Source organism: Polaromonas sp. P4_F6 (assembly GCF_056401275.1).
On sequence record NZ_JBFUJQ010000001.1, the window covers coordinates 483,966 to 501,836 of the forward strand.

The 17,871-nt window shown below is 60.7% G+C and carries 16 protein-coding genes; 1 reads left to right on the plus strand and 15 read right to left on the minus strand.

Going from position 1 to position 17,871, the window contains the following annotated elements:
- Positions 1-13: 13 nt before the first annotated feature.
- A complete protein-coding gene (locus AC1DUN_RS02285) occupies positions 14-1,069 on the plus strand; it encodes a malate/lactate/ureidoglycolate dehydrogenase (protein WP_477712527.1) in 1,056 nt (351 codons plus the stop codon).
- Positions 1,070-1,275: 206 nt separating this feature from the next.
- Here the strand turns inward: AC1DUN_RS02285 and slmA are convergent, their stop codons facing one another.
- The 15 genes from slmA to AC1DUN_RS02360 form a co-directional block, all read right to left on the minus strand.
- Positions 1,276-1,926 (minus strand): nucleoid occlusion factor SlmA, encoded by a 651-nt coding sequence (slmA, locus tag AC1DUN_RS02290; protein ID WP_413329049.1) that lies wholly within the window; start codon positions 1,924-1,926, stop codon positions 1,276-1,278.
- A 162-nt stretch (positions 1,927-2,088) separates the two neighbouring features.
- A complete protein-coding gene (locus AC1DUN_RS02295; protein WP_477713117.1) occupies positions 2,089-3,528 on the minus strand; it encodes an ATP-binding protein in 1,440 nt (479 codons plus the stop codon).
- A gap of 107 nt (positions 3,529-3,635) precedes the next feature.
- The gene (locus AC1DUN_RS02300) at positions 3,636-4,337 is read right to left on the minus strand and encodes a response regulator (protein ID WP_477712528.1); all 702 of its coding nucleotides are present in this window, start codon (positions 4,335-4,337) and stop codon (positions 3,636-3,638) included.
- 117 nt (positions 4,338-4,454) lie between these two features.
- Positions 4,455-5,351: an acetylglutamate kinase gene (gene argB / locus AC1DUN_RS02305; protein ID WP_477712529.1), complete on the minus strand. Its 897-nt coding sequence runs from the start codon at positions 5,349-5,351 to the stop codon at positions 4,455-4,457.
- A gap of 90 nt (positions 5,352-5,441) precedes the next feature.
- On the minus strand, positions 5,442-6,323 hold the full coding sequence (locus AC1DUN_RS02310) for an NAD-dependent epimerase/dehydratase family protein (RefSeq protein WP_477712530.1): 882 nt from the start codon (positions 6,321-6,323) through the stop codon (positions 5,442-5,444).
- Positions 6,324-6,326: 3 nt separating this feature from the next.
- Positions 6,327-8,192 (minus strand): NAD-dependent epimerase/dehydratase family protein, encoded by a 1,866-nt coding sequence (locus AC1DUN_RS02315; protein ID WP_477712531.1) that lies wholly within the window; start codon positions 8,190-8,192, stop codon positions 6,327-6,329.
- Between the two features lies 1 nt (position 8,193).
- Complete coding sequence (locus tag AC1DUN_RS02320) at positions 8,194-8,748, minus strand: serine O-acetyltransferase (protein ID WP_477712532.1); 555 nt, start codon at positions 8,746-8,748, stop codon at positions 8,194-8,196.
- On the minus strand, positions 8,745-10,196 hold the full coding sequence (locus AC1DUN_RS02325) for an MATE family efflux transporter (protein WP_477712533.1): 1,452 nt from the start codon (positions 10,194-10,196) through the stop codon (positions 8,745-8,747). The genes AC1DUN_RS02320 and AC1DUN_RS02325 overlap by 4 nt, the downstream gene beginning before the upstream one ends.
- 13 nt (positions 10,197-10,209) lie before the next feature.
- Entirely contained in the window at positions 10,210-11,469 is a 1,260-nt protein-coding gene (locus AC1DUN_RS02330) for a hypothetical protein (RefSeq protein ID WP_477712534.1), read from the minus strand.
- 335 nt (positions 11,470-11,804) lie between these two features.
- Positions 11,805-13,046, minus strand: coding sequence for a glycosyltransferase (locus AC1DUN_RS02335; protein WP_477712535.1), 1,242 nt, complete (start codon positions 13,044-13,046; stop codon positions 11,805-11,807).
- The gene (locus AC1DUN_RS02340) at positions 12,982-13,794 is read right to left on the minus strand and encodes an NAD-dependent epimerase/dehydratase family protein (protein ID WP_477712536.1); all 813 of its coding nucleotides are present in this window, start codon (positions 13,792-13,794) and stop codon (positions 12,982-12,984) included. The genes AC1DUN_RS02335 and AC1DUN_RS02340 overlap by 65 nt, the downstream gene beginning before the upstream one ends.
- Complete coding sequence (locus tag AC1DUN_RS02345; protein WP_477712537.1) at positions 13,791-14,690, minus strand: glycosyltransferase family A protein; 900 nt, start codon at positions 14,688-14,690, stop codon at positions 13,791-13,793. The genes AC1DUN_RS02340 and AC1DUN_RS02345 overlap by 4 nt, the downstream gene beginning before the upstream one ends.
- Positions 14,687-15,571: an alpha-1,2-fucosyltransferase gene (locus tag AC1DUN_RS02350; protein ID WP_477712538.1), complete on the minus strand. Its 885-nt coding sequence runs from the start codon at positions 15,569-15,571 to the stop codon at positions 14,687-14,689. Before AC1DUN_RS02350 ends, AC1DUN_RS02345 begins: the two co-directional genes overlap by 4 nt.
- A 28-nt stretch (positions 15,572-15,599) precedes the next feature.
- Positions 15,600-16,904 (minus strand): glycosyltransferase family 4 protein, encoded by a 1,305-nt coding sequence (locus AC1DUN_RS02355; RefSeq protein ID WP_477712539.1) that lies wholly within the window; start codon positions 16,902-16,904, stop codon positions 15,600-15,602.
- Between the two features lie 11 nt (positions 16,905-16,915).
- Positions 16,916-17,851, minus strand: coding sequence for an NAD-dependent epimerase/dehydratase family protein (locus AC1DUN_RS02360; RefSeq protein WP_477712540.1), 936 nt, complete (start codon positions 17,849-17,851; stop codon positions 16,916-16,918).
- Positions 17,852-17,871: the final 20 nt, after the last annotated feature.

Below are 17,871 nucleotides of genomic sequence, written 5' to 3' on the forward strand. Positions count from 1 at the left end.
TCTTCCAAGGTCCATGCAAAAAAACATCCAAGCCCCAGCCCTGCGCGCCCACTGCGCCCGCATCCTCGTCGCCGCCGGCAGCTCGGCCGAAGAAGCCGACAAAGTCGCCTCCAACCTGGTCATGGCCAACCTCAGCGGCCACGACTCGCACGGCGTGGGCATGCTCCCGCGTTATGTGGATGCGGTGCTCGAAGGCGGGCTCACGCCCAATGCGCAGGTCAAGACCGTGCTGGACGCCGGCGCGCTGCTGAGCCTCAATGGCCAGCGCGGCTACGGCCAGGTGGTCGGCGAGCAGGCCATGCTGCTGGGCATGGCCCGCGCCAAAGAGCAGGGCAGCTGCATCCTGGCGCTGGCCGAATCGCACCACCTGGGGCGCATAGGCCATTTCGCCGAGATGGCGGTGGCCCAGGGCCTGGTGTCGCTGCATTTCGTCAACGTCATGACGCGGCCCGTGGTGGCGCCCTGGGGCGGCGCCGACGGCCGCTACGGCACGAATCCCTGCTGCATAGGGGTGCCGCTCAAGGATGCCCCGCCCTTTGTATTGGACTTCGCGACCAGCCGCGTGGCCCAGGGCAAGATGCGCGTGGCGCACAACCAGGGCAAGGCTGTGCCCCCCGGCCTGCTGATCGACGAGCATGGCCAGCCGACCACCGACCCCGGGGTAGTGGTGGTGCCGCAGGCCAACGGTTTTTTCGGCGCCCTCATGCCTTTTGGCGAACACAAGGGTTACGGCCTGGCCGTGGCCTGCGAACTGCTGGGCGGCGCGCTGACCGGCGGCGGCACCTGGCACCACCCGGCGGTGAACACGCGCGCGGTCTACAACAGCATGCTGACCATACTGATAGACCCGGGCAAGCTGGGCACACAATCGGCCATGGAAACCGAGGCCCTGGCTTTTGTGGAGTGGCTGCGCAAAAGCCCGCCGGCCGACGGCGAGCACGGCGTGCAGATTGCCGGCGAGCCCGAACGCCGCGCGCGCGTGGAGCGCGAGCGTGACGGCATAGACATTGATGCCAGCACCTGGGAAGAAATTGCGGGTGCTGCCGGCAAGGTGGGGCTCAGCCTCTAGCGGTCAGGAAAAACGCCAAGCAGGGGCCGCGGAACGGGCTTTGCCCGGCCGCAGGCGCCGTCCCCTGGAAGGGGAAAAGGCACGACACGAAGTGCGTGTCCGATAGGGGTGATTCTTTTTCCAGCGGGGTCCGGCTTTGCCGGCCCCAAGGCGCCCGTCCCCTGCAAGGGAAAAAGGCGCGACACGAAGTGCCACAACGATAGGGGTCAGCCCAATATCGTTGCCAGGCTGGCTTCGAGGTGCTCTGACGGGAGGCGCTTGAAGCCCGAGCGGGCAAAACGCTGCAAACGCCCGACCATAAAGGCCACAATGACCGAGGCGCGCACCTGGGCGTCCACCGTAGGGGTGGCGGCGCCGCTGGCGGCTGCCGCGTCGCGCAGGCTTTGTTTGAGGCTGGATTCCAGTTTGTCGAAGAACTGGTTCATGCGCTCCTGCAGGCGCTCGTTTTCAAACACCAGGGCATCGCCGACCATGACGCGGGTCATGCCGGGGTTTTTCTCGGCGAACTGCAGCACCATGACCACCAGCTTGCGGGTGCGAATCGAGTGGTCGGGCTCGCGTTCGCCGATCTGGTTGATCAGGGTGAAGACGCTTTGCTCTATGAATTCGATCAGGCCCTCGAACATCTGGGCCTTGCTGGCGAAATGGCGGTAAAGCGCCGCTTCGCTGACTTCCAGCCTGGCCGCCAGGGCCGAGGTGGTGATGCGTTCGGCGCCCGGCTGCTCCAGCATGGTCGCCAGCGCCTGCAGGATCTGGACCCGGCGCTCCCCCGGTTTGGGGCGCTTGCGCACCGCAGGCTCGGCGGAGGCTGGCGTGCCCTGGGGGCTCAGTTCGGATTCAGGCGCAAGGTCGGACATAGGCGATCGAGTGGAGAATGTTTCAAAAAACCGGATATCGTTGCAATTCATTCTCGCACAGGGAAGTGACGGTTCAGGCCTTGAGCAGCCCGGGTTTTAACGCGTGAGGCGTAGCTACAACGTTCTGTTTCGTAACAGCGAGCGCTCACTGTGGCGGGCGGACTACAAACTCAGGCGCACCCGCAATCCGCGCGGTCCCGAGGCCTCGGTGCCGCCGTCGCCCAGCTCCAGCTGCGAATGGTGGACGCGGGCAATTTCGCTGGCAATGGCCAGGCCCAGGCCGTTGCCCTCGCCCTCCGTGCCCTGGACCCGGTAAAAACGCTGCAAGGCCTTGGCGCGCTCATCGGGCGCAATGCCGGGGCCGTCGTCCTCGACTTCCAGGAACACGCCCCAGCGCGGATGCTCGGGGTCGCCGCCGGCGTCCGGCGGCGGCAGACCAGCGCTGAGGCCGCAGCGCAGGGTGACGGTGCCGCCGGCCGGCGTGTACTTGACGGCGTTGTCGACCAGGTTGCCCAGCAGTTCGCGCAGCAGCCATTCATAACCCGTGGTCTGGGCGGGCTCGGCCTCCAGCCCCAGGTCTATGCCTTTGCGGGCGGCGGCGTCCAGGTGCAGCGGCAGTATGGACTCGCAAAGGTCCTTGAGGTCCACCCGCTGCATGGGCTGGGCGGCGGCGGCCGTGGCGTCGGCGCGCGACAGCGCCAGCAGCTGGTTGGCCAGCTGCGAGGTGCGGCGGGTCGCGTTGCGCAGCTTGGTGATTTTCTCGGCCGACAGCGTGACGGCGCCGTCCGAACCCGCGGCCTGCGCGACCCGCGCCGCCTGGGCCCAGGCCTCGACCTGCGCCTGCAGCCCGGCCAGCGGCGTGCGCAGCTGGTGCGCGGCGTCGGCCACAAAGCGGCGCTGGCCCTCGGCCTGGTCGTTGACCAGGCCGAACAGCCGGTTCAGCGCGCTGACCAGCGGCTGGACCTCGGCGGGCGTGGTCTGCGGGTCTATGGCGCTCAGGTCGCGCGGGCTGCGGCGCTCCACCGCATCCTTGAGTTCGATCAGCGGCTTGAGCGCGCGCGTGACGGCCCAGTTGAGCGCAAAACCCGCGGCCATCACCAGGATGAGGTTGGGCAGTATGACCTTGAGCAGCACGGAGCGCACCCACTGCTGGCGCGGGTCCGAGCCGTCGGCCAGCTGCACGATCAGCTCGCCGGCGGCCGTGTTGGCGCGCTGGGCCGCGATGCGGTAGGTCACGCCCTTGTGTTCGATGCTGTGGAACTCGGTCTCATGCGTGGCCGGCAGGAGTTCGGGGATCCAGTCTTCCCCCGCCATGAATTCGCCCTGGATATCGGAAATCCGGAACCCGGCGAAGCCGATGCGGCCCTTGAGGAAGTCATCCACCGGGGGTGCCAGCAGCAGCAAGGGCTCACGCCCGCCGGGCGTGATGCCGGGCCCCACCACGGAATCGGCCAGCAGGGGGATCAGCCGCGCCAGCTGCTGGTCCTTTTGCAGCGCGACGTTGCCGGCGGTCTGGTAGTCGAAGTAAACGCTGACCAGCGCAAAAATCCCGAGCGGCACCAGCAGCAGCAAGAGCAGGCGGCGCTGCAGGCCGGACTTCATGGCCGGCGGCACCAGGCGACTGTCGCCGGCTCGCGCGGCCAGGGCGGCCAGTCGGGCCTTGAGGCGGTCGGCCCAGGAACGGCCGGGAGCGTCCATGCGCGCGGCGCTTACTCGGCGCCCGCGCCGGGCAAGCCGGGCGCGGCCTCCGTCAATTCCAGGCGGTAGCCAAAACCGCGGATGGAGCGCACGGCGATGCCGTGCGGCTCCAGCTTGCCGCGCAGGCGCGAGATATAGACCTCGATGGCGTTGGGCGTGATCTCCTTGTCCCAGCCGGTCATGGCCTGCAGGAGCTTGTCCTTGCTGGCGGGCTTGGGGGCGTTGATCAAGAGGTATTCCATCACCGTCCATTCGCGCGGGCCCAGCTCTATCAGTTGGCCGTTGGCGCGCGCCTCGCGGTTGGCGGTGTCGAGTTCCAGCACGCCGAAGCTCAGGGTGGCGCTGGTGGCGGCCTGCGAGCGGCGCAGCAGCGCGCGCAGGCGCGCCAGCAATTCGGGCAGCTCAAAGGGCTTGACCATGTAGTCGTCGGCGCCCAGGTCCAGGCCCTGGACGCGGTCCTGCAGGGCGTCGCGCGCGGTCAGGATCAGCACCGGCATGGCCAGGCCGCCGCGGCGCAGGCGCCGGGTCAGCTCCAGCCCGTCGATGCGCGGCAGGCCGATGTCGATGATGGCGGCGTCAAAGGTTTCGCCCTGCAGGACCTCCTCGGCCCGCTCGGCGCTGCCGACCCAGTCGACCGCATAACCGGCGTCGCTAAGCCCCAGCTTGATGCCGCTGGCCACCATCACGTCGTCTTCCACTAAAAGTAAACGCATTTCAAGGCCCTCAGCAATACGATGGGGTCTCCTACGAGTGCCAGCGCGGAACCGGCTTTGCCGGGCCGCAGGTGGCGCCCCCTCTGGGGGAGGCGCCGAAGGCGCTTCGGGGGGTCATCAATGACTTCGGATCATGGTGCCGTAGGCCTGGTCGGTCAGGATCTCCAGCAGCATGGCGTGCGGCACCCGGCCGTCGATGATGTGGACCGAGTTCACGCCGCTCTTGGCCGCGTCCAGCGCGCCCTCGATCTTGGGCAGCATGCCGCCCGAGATCGTGCCGTCGGCGAACAGTTCGTCGATCTCGCGGGCGCTCAGGTCGGTGAGCAGTTCGCCGGCCTTGTTGAGCACGCCGGGCGTGTTGGTCAGCAGCACCAGCTTCTCGGCTTTGAGCACTGTGGCCAGCTTGCCGGCGACCACGTCGGCGTTGATGTTGTAGCTCTCGTTTTCCTCGCCGAAGCCTATGGGGCTGATCACCGGGATGAAAGCGTCGTCCTGCAGGGCCTTGACCACGCTGGGGTCTATGCTGACGATGTCGCCGACAAAGCCGATGTCGTGCTCCTTGGAGGCGTCATCCTTGTCCAGCATCTTGAGCTTTTGCGCGCGGATCATGCCGCCGTCGCGCCCGGTCAGGCCCACGGCCTTGCCGCCGGCCTGGTTGATCAGTCCCACGATGTCCTGCTGCACCTGGCCGGCCAGCACCCATTCGACGACTTCCATGGTTTCCTCGTCGGTGACGCGCATGCCCTGGATGAAATGGCCCTTTTTGCCCAGGCGGTTCAGCGCGGCCTCGATCTGCGGGCCGCCGCCGTGCACCACCACCGGGTTCATGCCCACCAGCTTGAGCAGCACCACGTCCTCGGCGAAGTCGGCCTGCAGGGCCGGGTCCGTCATGGCGTTGCCGCCGTATTTGATGACCAGGGTCTTGCCGTGGAATTTGCGGATGTAGGGCAGGGCCTGGGCCAGGATTTCGGCCTTGTCGCGCGGGCCGACGTGGGAGAGGTCAGGATCAGTCATGGGGGTGTCGCTCATGGCCAAAGGTCTAAAAAGGGAGGATGGCGCCATTGTGCAACATAGCCGGCGCTTCCACGGTACCGGGTTGCCGGGTCAGCGCAGCGTGGTCAGGTAGGCCGGATCGAAGCGGCCAGGGCGGTAGCCGAAGTCGCGCGCGGCGTCCTGGTGGTCGAACACCAGGTCGGCCTGCATGCGCAGGGCCATGTCGGCCGTCAGGTGCGAAAAGCGCGGATGCAGCCGCGCCAGCCGCACCGCGACACGGAAGGCCCAGATCGGGACGGGGATGAACATCGGCTTGCGGCCCAGGGTTTCAAAGATGCGCCGCACCATGTCGACATAGGCCAGGGTTTCACCGCCGCTGAGGTTGTAGGCCTTGTTGAAGCTGGCGGGCACGTCCAGGCTTTGCACACAGGCCAGGGCCAGGTCGCGCGCATTCACCGGCTGGCGCCGGCCCAGGGCCTGGCCGAAGCGCGGGAAAAACCCGAAGCGGCGCACCAGCCGCGCGATGTCGGCCACGTTGCGGTCCCCGCCGGCGCCGCCGTAAATCAGCGTGGGCCGGAAAATCGTCCAGGCCATGCCCAGCCGCTCGCAATCGGCGGCCAGGTGCTCCTCGGCGGCGATCAGCTTGTTGACCACCTCCAGCTCATAAGGGCTGGCCGAGGCCAGCTTGGTGAAGCGGCTGGTCGAGCTGAAGGCAATGACGCGCCGCACGCCGCGCGCGTGGAATTTTTCGAGCCAGCCCGGCAGCAGCCAGAGGCTTGCGGTGTGGATCAGGGCGCCGGCCTGGACCGGGGGCAACTGCGCATGATGGTCGGTCAGGTCGAGGGGATGCCAGGCGCCACCGGCCGGGCCCGCGGGCCGTTTCCGCCCGAGCGCGGCGGCAGGAACACCGCGCTCCTCCAGCATGGGCATCAACAAGGAACCTATGGTGCTGGTCGCCCCGGTGACAAAAACAGTCTCTAGGCCTTCGCGCATGGCTTATTCATCCCGCAGTTGCTGGGCGGTTTTCCTGAGGGCCGCGTCCACGGAAAGAGGTGGGTTCCAGCCCAGCAGCCGCTGCGTTTTGCTGATGTCGACCTGCAGCGTGTCGCAAAGCCGCTGGATGATGTGCTCGGTGCCCGAGATGCGCCCCGCTATCCTCAGCATGAAAAGCGGCGCCGGCAGCAGCCTGGCCGGCTGTCCAAAGGTCGCCGCGGTGCGCTGCAACAGCTCCGTCACACTCAGGTCTTCGCCATCGCTCACCAAAAAGGTCTGATTGGCCGCCGCCGGATGAACCAAGCAGGTTATGAGCAAGTCCACAAGATTATCGATCGCGACCAGACTACGCCGATTGTCCAGCGCCCCAAAAGGCATGGGAATACCCTTGCGCAGCCAACGCATCATTGCGTGAAAATTGGCCTTGACGCCGGGCCCATAGACCAGCACCGGTCGGACAATGACCACCTCCATGCCGGTCTGCCTGGCCAGTTCAATCAGCGCTTTTTCTGCCTCAAGCTTCGAGACGCCATAGGGGTCCGTTGGCCGCACCATGTCGTCGGCGGTAAACGGCTGCCCTACTACCGTTTTCTCCCCGTTGACCTTGACCGAACTGACAAAAACAAAACGCCGCACGCCAGCTTCGGCCGCCTGGCGCGCCAGATTCAAAGTAAGGGCTACATTGACCCGCCGGAATTCCGCCAGTGGATCTGCAACAGTGTCGTTCATCACATGGACGCGAGCGGCAAGATGCACCACGCTGTCGACACCCGAAAGAGAGGGGCCCCACTGGGTGTGCTCATCAATGTTGCCCATCGCGAGGTGCTTCATGGCGGCCGGCGTGTCGGGCTCCGGATTTTTGCGAACCACACCCAACACGGTGCAGCCACTGGCCGGCAGGGCGTCGCACAAGGCCTTGCCGATAAAACCATTAGCGCCCGTGACAAGCACTCGCCGTCCCGTCAAGGCAAGTCCGACGCCCGCACCAGCGGGGGCAACGGTGGCGGCCGCCGCGCGAGGGGCGGCCACAGCATTGCTGGTGAAAACACCGCCCCATTTCCGCCAGTAAAGCCAGCCCGACTTGGCCGTGACAAACTTCGATCGCAGCGAGCGGTGCGTATCACGTGCCCACTGATGGACGACGCGGACACTGGGTACATAAACCACATCGGCCACGGCAAGCATCCTTCGCCCGATGTCCGCATCTTCGTAATGAAGAAAAAAATCCGGGTCGAATCCACGGATCGCCTGAAGAGGCGTGGTGCGAAAGAACATAAAACATCCCGTCGGATACTCGACAGGATGGATGGGTTTGTCATAGTCGCAATCGCGCATCTCGAATTCGTTGATTACGGAGCGCAGCTTTGATTGAAGCCATGGCGGCGAAAAGCTGCGCAGAAACATGACCATCAAAGTCGGATTGCGTTTGCAAAGATAATGCCGCGAGCCGTCCTCGCCGTATACCGATGGGCTTAGCATCCCCACTCCGCCGTGCGTCTGCATGAAGCGCAGCGCCTCCAGCAATGCGTCGGCATTCACGAAAAGGTCCGGATTGATGACGAGATGATAGTCGGACCGGGCATTTTCGATGACGAGGTTATTGCCGCGTCCGTATCCCAGGTTGCCCGGTGAACGCAGCAATTCCAGCGTCCAGTTGGGCACCCTCGCTTGAAAACCTTCAAGCCAACGAGCCACCCGAAGATACTCGGCGGCATCAGCAGAATTGTCGACCAGCGTCAGGCTGAGCTCCAGCGCGTAGTGCTGCCTCGCCGTCCGCGCAGCCTCTTCGAGGGCCAGCAGCGTGCGTTCAACGGTGGGCAGATCTGGCTTGTAAAGAACCAGCGAAGCGCTTATGAGCAGCGGATCCATATCATTCGCTTTCTGAACTGACCGGCATGCTCCGGCTGACTACAGTAGCGGGAACACCCACGGCCACCGCGTGGGCCGGTACGTCGCGCAGCACCACCGCATTGGCGCCTATCTTGGCGTGATCGCCGATATGGATACGGCCGATCACCTTGGCGCCCGCGCCGATGAACACATCGTTTCCAATCACCGGCCGCATGGAAGCCGTAAATCCCATGTCGGGTTCGCTCGCACCCAGCGTCACGCCCTGCATGATGGTGCAATTGTCTCCGACACGCTCCGCGCCTATAACCGTGCCAACCGTGTGCGGAAGGAAAAGCCCCCCGCCTATCTTGACCTGCGGTGAGGTCTCAATGCCAAATATCATGACATTCAGCATAGAGAAAATTTTGGCAAACACACCCAAATGATGCGCGTGGGAAAACTCGGAAAGACGCAACAGCACCACAGGCGCCATCCGCGGATTGAGACAAGCACCCAGCAACGCCAGCGTGGACAGTGGCAAATGTCGGCCTCGCATTCGATGGTAACGCTCGATGTCAAGTCTCAGTAATTTCACAAAGCAACTTTCCTGTAAGCAAAGAAGGACGCGACGCTTGCGCTCAGCCCCACCGCCAAGCATGCCCATTTTGCAAGCTCGGAGTATGCCAACTGCGCGCTTTCCGGGTTCAGAGCCAAATAAAACAGGGGGGCGGTCCCCACCATCAAGAAGGGCCAGATCTGGCGCCGCCGCATAAGCTTGTTCGTCATACACGCATATTCGACCACGAATACGAGATAGAGAAAATTCGGCAGCACAAACGCCCAGCTCAAAGTTTGCAGCGAAGCGTGCTGATCGAGTGCATAGCGCGTCGTGCAAAGCAGCATCAAGTTAAGGGTGAGATCAGAAATCACCAGCACGCGCGAATTGCGCGTGGCCAGAATCATAGTTCCATAGACCCAGGAAGTGCCGCGAAATATCACAGCAATCACCAGCACGACCAGGACTTTGCCGGACTCCTGGAACCGCGGGCTATAAAGCAAGTTGATTAATGGCTCTTTCAAAAAAACCATCGCATAACAACCCAGTATGCTGGCGCCGAGCACCAGATATGCCGTCTTGAGCATGCAGGCCTTCTGGTCGACAGGCTTGACTGCAGCCGTCAGCAAGGGCAGATAGATCGCACTGCAGGCCGTCAGGAAAAGAGTGGCGTAATTGAACGTCAACGTCCAACCCGCGTCAAAGAGGCCCGCGAAAGCCAAACCCTCCGTTTCAATCACCCATGACCTAACCAACAGCAAGGTGATGGTAGTGGCCAGGGCCGCGACAAGATTCGACAAGGCGAACCGAAGGAAGGCACGACTCCGAACCGCCGACAAGCGGCCTGCTGTATTGGTTGCGGGTTTCGGCAAACGCGACAGACCGACAACGCCAAGCAGATAAGTCAAGCCGAAACAGAGCACAAAAGAGCCGGCGATTAACCGGGGGTCCGGCGCCAGGCGCAACAACCAAGCCGCGGCCAATAGCAACGCCATGGCCGCGGGCCCCGCAATCTGCGCTATTGCCAGAAAAGCATATGAACGATAGCCGTTTAACACCGCGATCGCATAAGTCCCTCCGACATTAAGCAACACGGCCAGTCCAATCCAGCGAACGGTCGCCACCAGATCCGGGGCGCTGGACGACAGGAAAAACCAGGTCAGCTGTGGTGCCGCCACAAACATCAACAGTACGACGCCAGCACCAGCCAAGCCGATGAACCGCGCCACCGAGGCCCGAAAACGCAGCCGCTCGTCATCCTCCGCGCGTTCAGCAAGTCCTTGGACCACGGAATTGGTCCCCCCGAACGTTGCGCCTATCGTGGCGGCCTGAGCCATCTGCCTGAGCTGGGAGAACAACCCGACGCCTTCCGGCCCCATCCAGTAAGCCATGGCCTTGAAACTGAGCAGCCACAAAAAGGCCGATCCGAAGACACCTGCCGTACTGATCAGAATGCCGCCTTTCAAACTCGCCCGATGCATGCTCATAGGAGCCGTGATGCTAGACGCCCTGCCGAGACGCTGCTGGAGAGCGCAGACGCGACAACAGCAAACCCCACAGGAAGTAGGCAAAAAACCCCGGATATGGCTGACGTAGCGTGACCTTAAAGTTGCTGTCGACGATCACCAAGTAAAAAACCAGCGTCATCAACCACCAGGTTTCGGTCGGCAATGTGCGCCTATGCTTCCAGCAAAGTCTGGCCGTGTATGCAACCAGTATCAGTACCGGAAGTATCCCAACCAGACCAAAGGTGTAGCCCATGTCGATGTACCAGTTATGCGGGCTCGACTTGATTTCACGTGGCATGGGCTGCGGATGGCCGACCAGCACAGTCTTTACGCTTTCAAAGATCGCTCCCCCAAAGAACTTCCAGTCCCCAAGCCGCTCCTGCACGTTGGTGGGTATCTTTCCTTCCGCGAGACTTTGAAACTTTCCGTGAAACGTCCTCTGGTGTTTCTCCAATGAAAAAACGCTCATTTCCTTGAAATAGGCCACCGCGCCTGCACCCGCCACGACAGCAAGGATCAAGAAAATGGCAGCCGACTTTACAGTTACCTTGGCTCTGTATTTGTAGAGCTTCAAGCCCAGGAAGACCAGCATGAGGCTGAGGTAAGCAAAGATAGTCAGAAAGGAAAGACTCGCCGTGACGTAGGCAAGCATCGGGAGCATCATGACGCAAAGCCATTTGCGGTGCTCTTCCMAGAGGGAAGTCAGCGAAAAGGCATATGCACACACGAAAATCAAGGTCACGTACTGAAAATGTGAATAAATACTGAACACATACAGATAGTGCGTCAGAATCAGCCCGCCTTGCAGCCAGGAGGCCAGCAACTGCAGCGGCACTACGATGGAGACGACAACCAAAAATGCGCGAGCGATGATTTTGTCGCGGTCTTCGATCAACTGGCCCAACAACAAGCCGGCGATGGGCAGCATGACCTGCGCGATCATGAGCAGCTTGCGATCCGGCGGCACCACCCCGTCACTGCCGAGCCATAACGACACCAGGCTAACCAAAGCAACGCCGCCGATCATTACCAGCGCCGGAAGAATCCGCGGCACACTGCCGAGCTTGAAAAAAACAAACAGTGCCGCGAAGGCCAGCAGGGACACCGGAAGTGGCAACGTCGCCAACACGCCCTGCGAATCAATGACGGGGTTGACATCCCGGTAGATCCCGCCGCCGAGTTGAAAAAACAAAGGAAACACAAGCACAAAGCCAACGGCCCACAACCAGGGGGTTTTATTTTTGAAAATCATCTCTGATCTTTTTTAATGAAGCGGTAATTCGGAGGGTGGCTGTCGCACACACAGCAGGGGTTAAAGAATGCAGGACACGGGCGAATCCGCAGGAACACGATTTTCCCACCCCGCGAACATCCTCCCGCCCTAGGCCTGAAATATCGGCAGTTGCAGAGGAACAACAGAATTCATGCCCCACTTGGTAGGTGGCGGAGCACTGTGGTCCCAGTATCCACCTCGGCCGCCTCAAATTGGACGAATGGCAGTGTACGCCAACCCAGTTGGTGCATGCACCCGCCGCATGGGGCATGCTTTTGCCGAATCTGGCAACAGCAAATACGGGCGTAATGTTCTCAAACCCCCAATATCGATCGGTAAAAATCAATAAAAGCGGCGACTACGCGCTCCTCTGAATATTTTTCGGCAACTCTGTCGTGTGCAGCTTTGCCCATCGCCTCGCGAACTTCCTTGCGGGAGGCCAGCAAAGCCATGGCGTCGGCGATTTCGGCAATCGCGGCGGGCTTATGAAGAATACCGGTCACGCCCTCCTCGACCGCATCGGTCACGCCGTAGATGCGCGAAGCAACGGTTGGCAACCCGACTGCAGCGGCCTCTATGATGACCGCGCCGAAACCCTCCCGATAGCTTGGCAGGCAAAGCACGTCGGCAGCCCTCATGTATCGCTCGGGTTCATCGGTAAACCCGGCTATATGGACTCGCCCGGAAATGGCTTGTGCCAGACCGGCAATTTCCCGGCTCAATCCCTCCTCATCGGGACCAACGACCATTAAATGAACGCTTTCATTGCCGGCCGCAACACGAGCGAAAGCTTGCGCCAGGTCCAGCAAGCCCTTGTCGCGTGTCAAGCGGCCCACAAAGAGGAACAGGATGTCATTCTCCGGAATCTGCAACCGCCTGCGCAGGTCGAGGCGCGCCCCATGGTCGGCGCTGAAGCGTTTCATATCGACGCCCGCCGCAGAACCGTCGGCCAAAACACCTATCCGTCCAGGCGACACGACTTTTTGCTCAATCAGGAACTTGCGCTGGGAATAGCTGTCGGCGAAGACCCGGGTTGCACAATGAGCCATCACGCCATCGAGTGCCTTCAACAGCGCCTTCCTGAATCCCTGCTGGGTGGCCCACACCTGGCCCGTAAAGGTATGGAGGCGAAAGGGTATGCCTGCGGCTTTGGCCGCCAGCATGGCCAACAGACCGGCCTTGGGCATGATGGAGTGCACGGCGTCAAACCGCTGCGCACGGAAAAAGCGCCAAAGGCGAAAAACTGTCGCAACGTCGCGCCCGAGCGCAATTTTTCGCTCAATGTCCAAAGGTACGAAACGAATATCCGTCAAGGCGGGGATCAGGTCGCCGACGACTCCGTTGGCCAAAATCGTCACGTCGTAATCTCGGCTGAGCCTCTTAACCTGCGGGCCCAAGAACACGTTGATGGCGAATGGCACGGTCGCCACGATGCATACCTTGCGGCGGCCAACAGGGTTTTCAGGCAGCTGCGTTGCCGAGGCCATGGGATTAAAACAAATCTCGCTCAAAACTGCTTGCCAGATAGTCCTCGATTTGAATGAACTTGTGGTCAAACAGTGCTTTCAATCGTGAGATATCAGCCCTGGAATACTCGGCCTCACGAACGCTGTTGGGCCGGATGGCCAGCTCCGGATGCCGCTCCCTTATCAGATCCACCAGCGTGGAAACTTTTGTCGCGATTCCCGTTCCGACGTTCAGCGTGGTGTGCGGAATATCGAGCTTCAGCAGTTGCAGGACAATCGCCGCGACGTCCGTCACATGAATGAAATCCCGCTGCGCGATTCCCGCATTGTTCAAGGTAAACGGGGTACCGTTCTGCAAGGCCTTGCGGATATGGCTCAGGATGGAGAAGTGATCCGTTCCCCCGTACATATTGAAGACCCGCAATATTTCATGCTTGATGCGGTTCGCCTCACAAAACTCGGAGATGATCTTTTCATTGAGCAACTTGCTGATCCCGTTGATACTGGCAGGCTGGCAATCGTTAGACTCACCGGAACGAATACTGTCTCCGTAAACAGCGCAACTGCTCATGAAGATCAGGCGGGGAATTTCATGGGCCCTCATCACTTCGAGTAACCGGGCCGTCGTAACGAGATTGGAATCGAGCAACCTGACGGGCGACTGCGCCATCGAACTTTGGAGGTCACTCGCGGCATGTATTACGACCTCAACCCCACGAGACAGCACCTGGTCAATATCATCCCAGTCGCCGCGATTGACGGCAATGACATCGTGATCAGATTGCGCCAGAAATTCTCGGCCAAAATTTCCGCTGGCGCCTGTGAGTGCGATTCTCATTTTTTTTCCAATGCAGCGTTCTCGGCCGAGGAATGGCACGCACGAATGCCACGCCATATGACCGCCCAGGTTGACAGGGTCTGCGCATCGACGGAGCCCAGCGTGTTGCGTGCCGACCTGACACCAAGCCCGATATTAAGGAAGTCACCCGCAATTCTCAAGGGCTGCAGAATGCTGAGCAGCACGGCGTCCATGAACTTGCGCCGGGCCAGCGCGTCTTTGCCGATCGCACGCCAGAATACAAGTCGCCTCCGATACATTTTCCCGAATACGCGACTGTCTTCCCGGTACGCAAGCAACACCTCTCGCAAGCCCGCAAAACGGCTTGTGTCGAACGCGCTGTACAACAGCAGCTGGTCCTCGGCGCCGTCTGCGGCGGGCACATAGCGGTGCGCCGAGAACCAGCTCTTTTTCCCCATCCAGGCCGGATGTGGAAAATAGAACCCCTTCCACGGACGGCGGCCTATGGCCTCGTGGCTTTGCGCGACTTCGATCACACCCGTCAAGCTTCCGTCATTGCGAAACACCACCACCGACGCTGCGATCAGATCAACGTCGGGGTGCGCCTCCAGAAATTCGACCTGGGTTGCCAGCCTCTGGGGAAACGCAATATCGTCCTGGTCCATGCGGCAGAAATACTTGCCTCGGGCCATCGCCACCGCCTCGTTCAGCCGCGCGGGAAGCCCTTTGTTCATTCCGTCCGACAGCGCAAGAATCCGGTGGTCCGGAAAGCTCCTGGCGATGTGCGCGCTCTCATCGCGCGAACCGTCATCGATCAGGATCAATTCCCAGTTTTCATAAGTCTGGGCTCGTATGGAGTTAACGGCATCGACTAGCGTCGTGCCGCCGTTGTAAATCGACAAACCGATGGTAACCAGGGGCGAATCGGGCTTCAACGAACCTCCTCCGGGCCTATGCGGATCCACGCCGGTGGATTCAACGAGGACACGTTATGTAGCTTCGACGAAAACCAGTTGGCCGGATAGAAAACCTTTTTGCCAGGCACCCAACCCAACCACGCAGCCCACCAGCTGAACGAACTATTGGCCATAACATGGTGCTTGCACAGGCTCATCAGCCGCATATCTTCATAAGCGGCGGGGCCGGAATTATGGTCTACAAAGGTGGTATCCCCGAGGAACTCAAGATGCTCTCTTGCCCAGGGCAGGTCGTCGGAAAAGACGAAAAAGTGGGGAGAGTCGATCTCACGGGAAATCCGGTCCAGCGCCAGCTTGTAGTAAGCAAGGCCGACAAAGCCGTGAACGCTGCTGGCCACAGGGTTCGACACGTAGTCGCCCCGCCGGACATGGACCGACACCGAGTTTTTCTGCGAAATGCTTGTCGCAAGCTGCAGATTCTTTCCCTGCAGAGGTCGATTCGGCGTCAGCTCCGCGCGGATTGGATCCGCAAATTTTTCAAAGTATTTATGGGACTGCCAGTAACCTTCTATATACACGGGGGCGCGTAGTTCCAACAGAGCGGGATCGAAGTCAAAGCCTTTTTCACGGAAATAGCTTTTCCCCTGGATGCCGAGCTTGTGCCGAATCATTCGAGGGATTTTGTGAGTCGACCCCGCCAACTTACCGATCTCGGTGAAAGAGGCGATGTCGGCAGCGATGTTAAATGTCCCCAGCGCATATCCGCTGTGGATCACGTGGCGGTCAAACGCCGAAGTATCGAGCTTGAGCTCGCACCCATTGGCCAGCGCCAGTGATCGGCCGGTCGCGTACTGAAACATCTGGTTTCCGAGCCCCCCGAGGAGCTTTGTGATGATCATATTCGCCTGATACCTGCTCGGAGAAAGTTCATGTTGAAGGCCCGGCAACGGCAGCGCGCTCCGGCCGTTCGGTGACTGAGCCCAGGAGCACCTGCTCGTATAGCCCGGCTATTTTCTCCCAATTGAATTTCTCGCTCCAGCTCTTCCGTCCGGCACGACCCAGTGCCTCAAGGCGTTCCGGAGCCCGCATCAGCTCCGCCATCGCGGCGGCTAAATCCTCTTCGCGCACCTGCGTGTAGCCTTTTGCGTCGACCGTGGAGGGACACATGACGCCCCCCCCCGTCCATCGCGCAATCTCGGAGGCATTCCCCACTCCCACGGACAGGAAGGGCGTCCCGGCCGCCACGGTTTCGAACAAGACCAGGGGCGAATATTCAATCTTCGACGCAAAGACAAACAGGTCCGCCGCCATGAACAGTTGCGTCAAATCCTTGCGCGGAAAATCAGTCAACAAGACGGTTTTTTGAGCCTGGGACCGATTGATCTTTTCGATCGTTTTGAGCAAGTCACTGCCACCCGGCCAGACGATCCTGAAAGCCTTCTTGAGCAAATAAGGCAATCCCTGTACCTTGATCAGGTGGACAATTTTTTTGTAGGTATCGGAAACCCCATGCGCGGGTGCCTTGACCTGATTGCCGTTCAGCACGAGAGTGGCGTGTTCATTTTTCTCGAGTTTGAGCAGCGAGAACGCCCGCGCAAGCTCAAGATGTCCCTTCAAGCCGGTGAAGGTGCCCACGGTAAAAAAGACAAAGGATTGCGCCGGTATGCCATGCGTGGAACGAAACGTGTCGTCAGGTTCAACATCGAACGCGCTCCGGCTCGCACCGACCGGGATCACCGAGAAATTCTTCAATCCGCAGCTGCGGGCAAAATTGATGTCACGGTAGTCGGTGGAATGAAAAACCAGATGATCGAGCTGTTTGAGAACGGTCGGAAGCTGCTCAAAGTACCCCGCATACGAAGGTTCGTAAAAGCCCGAATAACCGCACGGAATGAAAATTTTCCGGGATTTAATTTGGTCAAAAACGGGCCAGAGCGCGTCAAAGGTCCATTGCTGCGCTGCCATGATCATGACCGCATCAAACCCTCCGTCGATGACATACTGCCGGTACCTTGAAACCTCGCCGGTCATGCCAGATACCCCATTGCCGGAGACGCTGAAACCCTCTATTGCCACACCATTGAGCGACCGGAAACCCCGGTCCTGCAGCTGCGATGTAGCGACCGTGACCTGGTGCCCCCTGAGCGTCAGTTGCTCGGCCAGCTCACGCATGACTTCCTGCACGCCCCCGACGCTGGGTGCATAAAACTGACAACAGAAAAGTAATCGCATGGGCTGAAGCGTCAGTGAGTGCCGGGGTTTTTGCAATACCAGTCCCAGGTTCTTGCAATTCCCTCGGCAAAAACCGTCGTTGGTTGCCAGCCTGACRGAGTCCGCAGTTTTTCCACGTCCAGAATATTGGCGCTTACGTCAAATGATCGCGGCTCAACATGGGTGATCCGCGGCTGCACGCCCGAGGCGAGGGCGACTCGGGATATTTCACTCAGCACCTCACTATTGGATAGCCCCACCGAACTGCCAATGTTGTAGGACTCTCCCGGCAACCCTTTGTCGAGTGCGCAAATCAAAGCCTCTGCGACATCCTGGACGTAGATATAGTCCCTGATGGTGCCGTGCTGCCCAAAAACCCGGATCTCCCGACCCGAAAGCATCGAGGCCATCGCGGTTGCGATGAAGCCTTGTCCGATATACGGCCTTTGCCGCTCGCCATACGGATTTGAAGGCCGCACGCAGAGGACAGGCAACTGCCGCATCCGATGATAAACCTGCGCATACTTTTCCAATGCCAGCTTGGTGATGCCGTATGGAGAAATCGGATTGGTGGGGTGGGTTTCCGTGATAGGCAGTTGCAGCGGCTCCCCATAGACCGTGCCGCCCGAAGACACGAAAACCATTTTTCGCAAGTTCAGGCCACTTGCCACATCAAACAGCGCCACCGAACCGGGGAGATTATCTGCAATGTCCTGGATTGGATTTTCGAAACTCGTTTTCGGCACGCTGGAATAAGCAAGATCCACCAGTTCCCCCACGCCCGCCAAAGCATTCGAAATAAAAGCCCGGTTCTGGATGTCGCCCTGAAGGTAGGCCACGCCGGGCGGCAATCTGACGGTACCCCGGTCGCTCCGGCCGACCACCAGGACATCACGGCCCGTCTCGCGCAAGGCGGATACCAGATGGGAGCCGAGAAACCCCGCTCCGCCAATGACGCAGCACCTCATGCGAGGCCACGCCGAAAGCG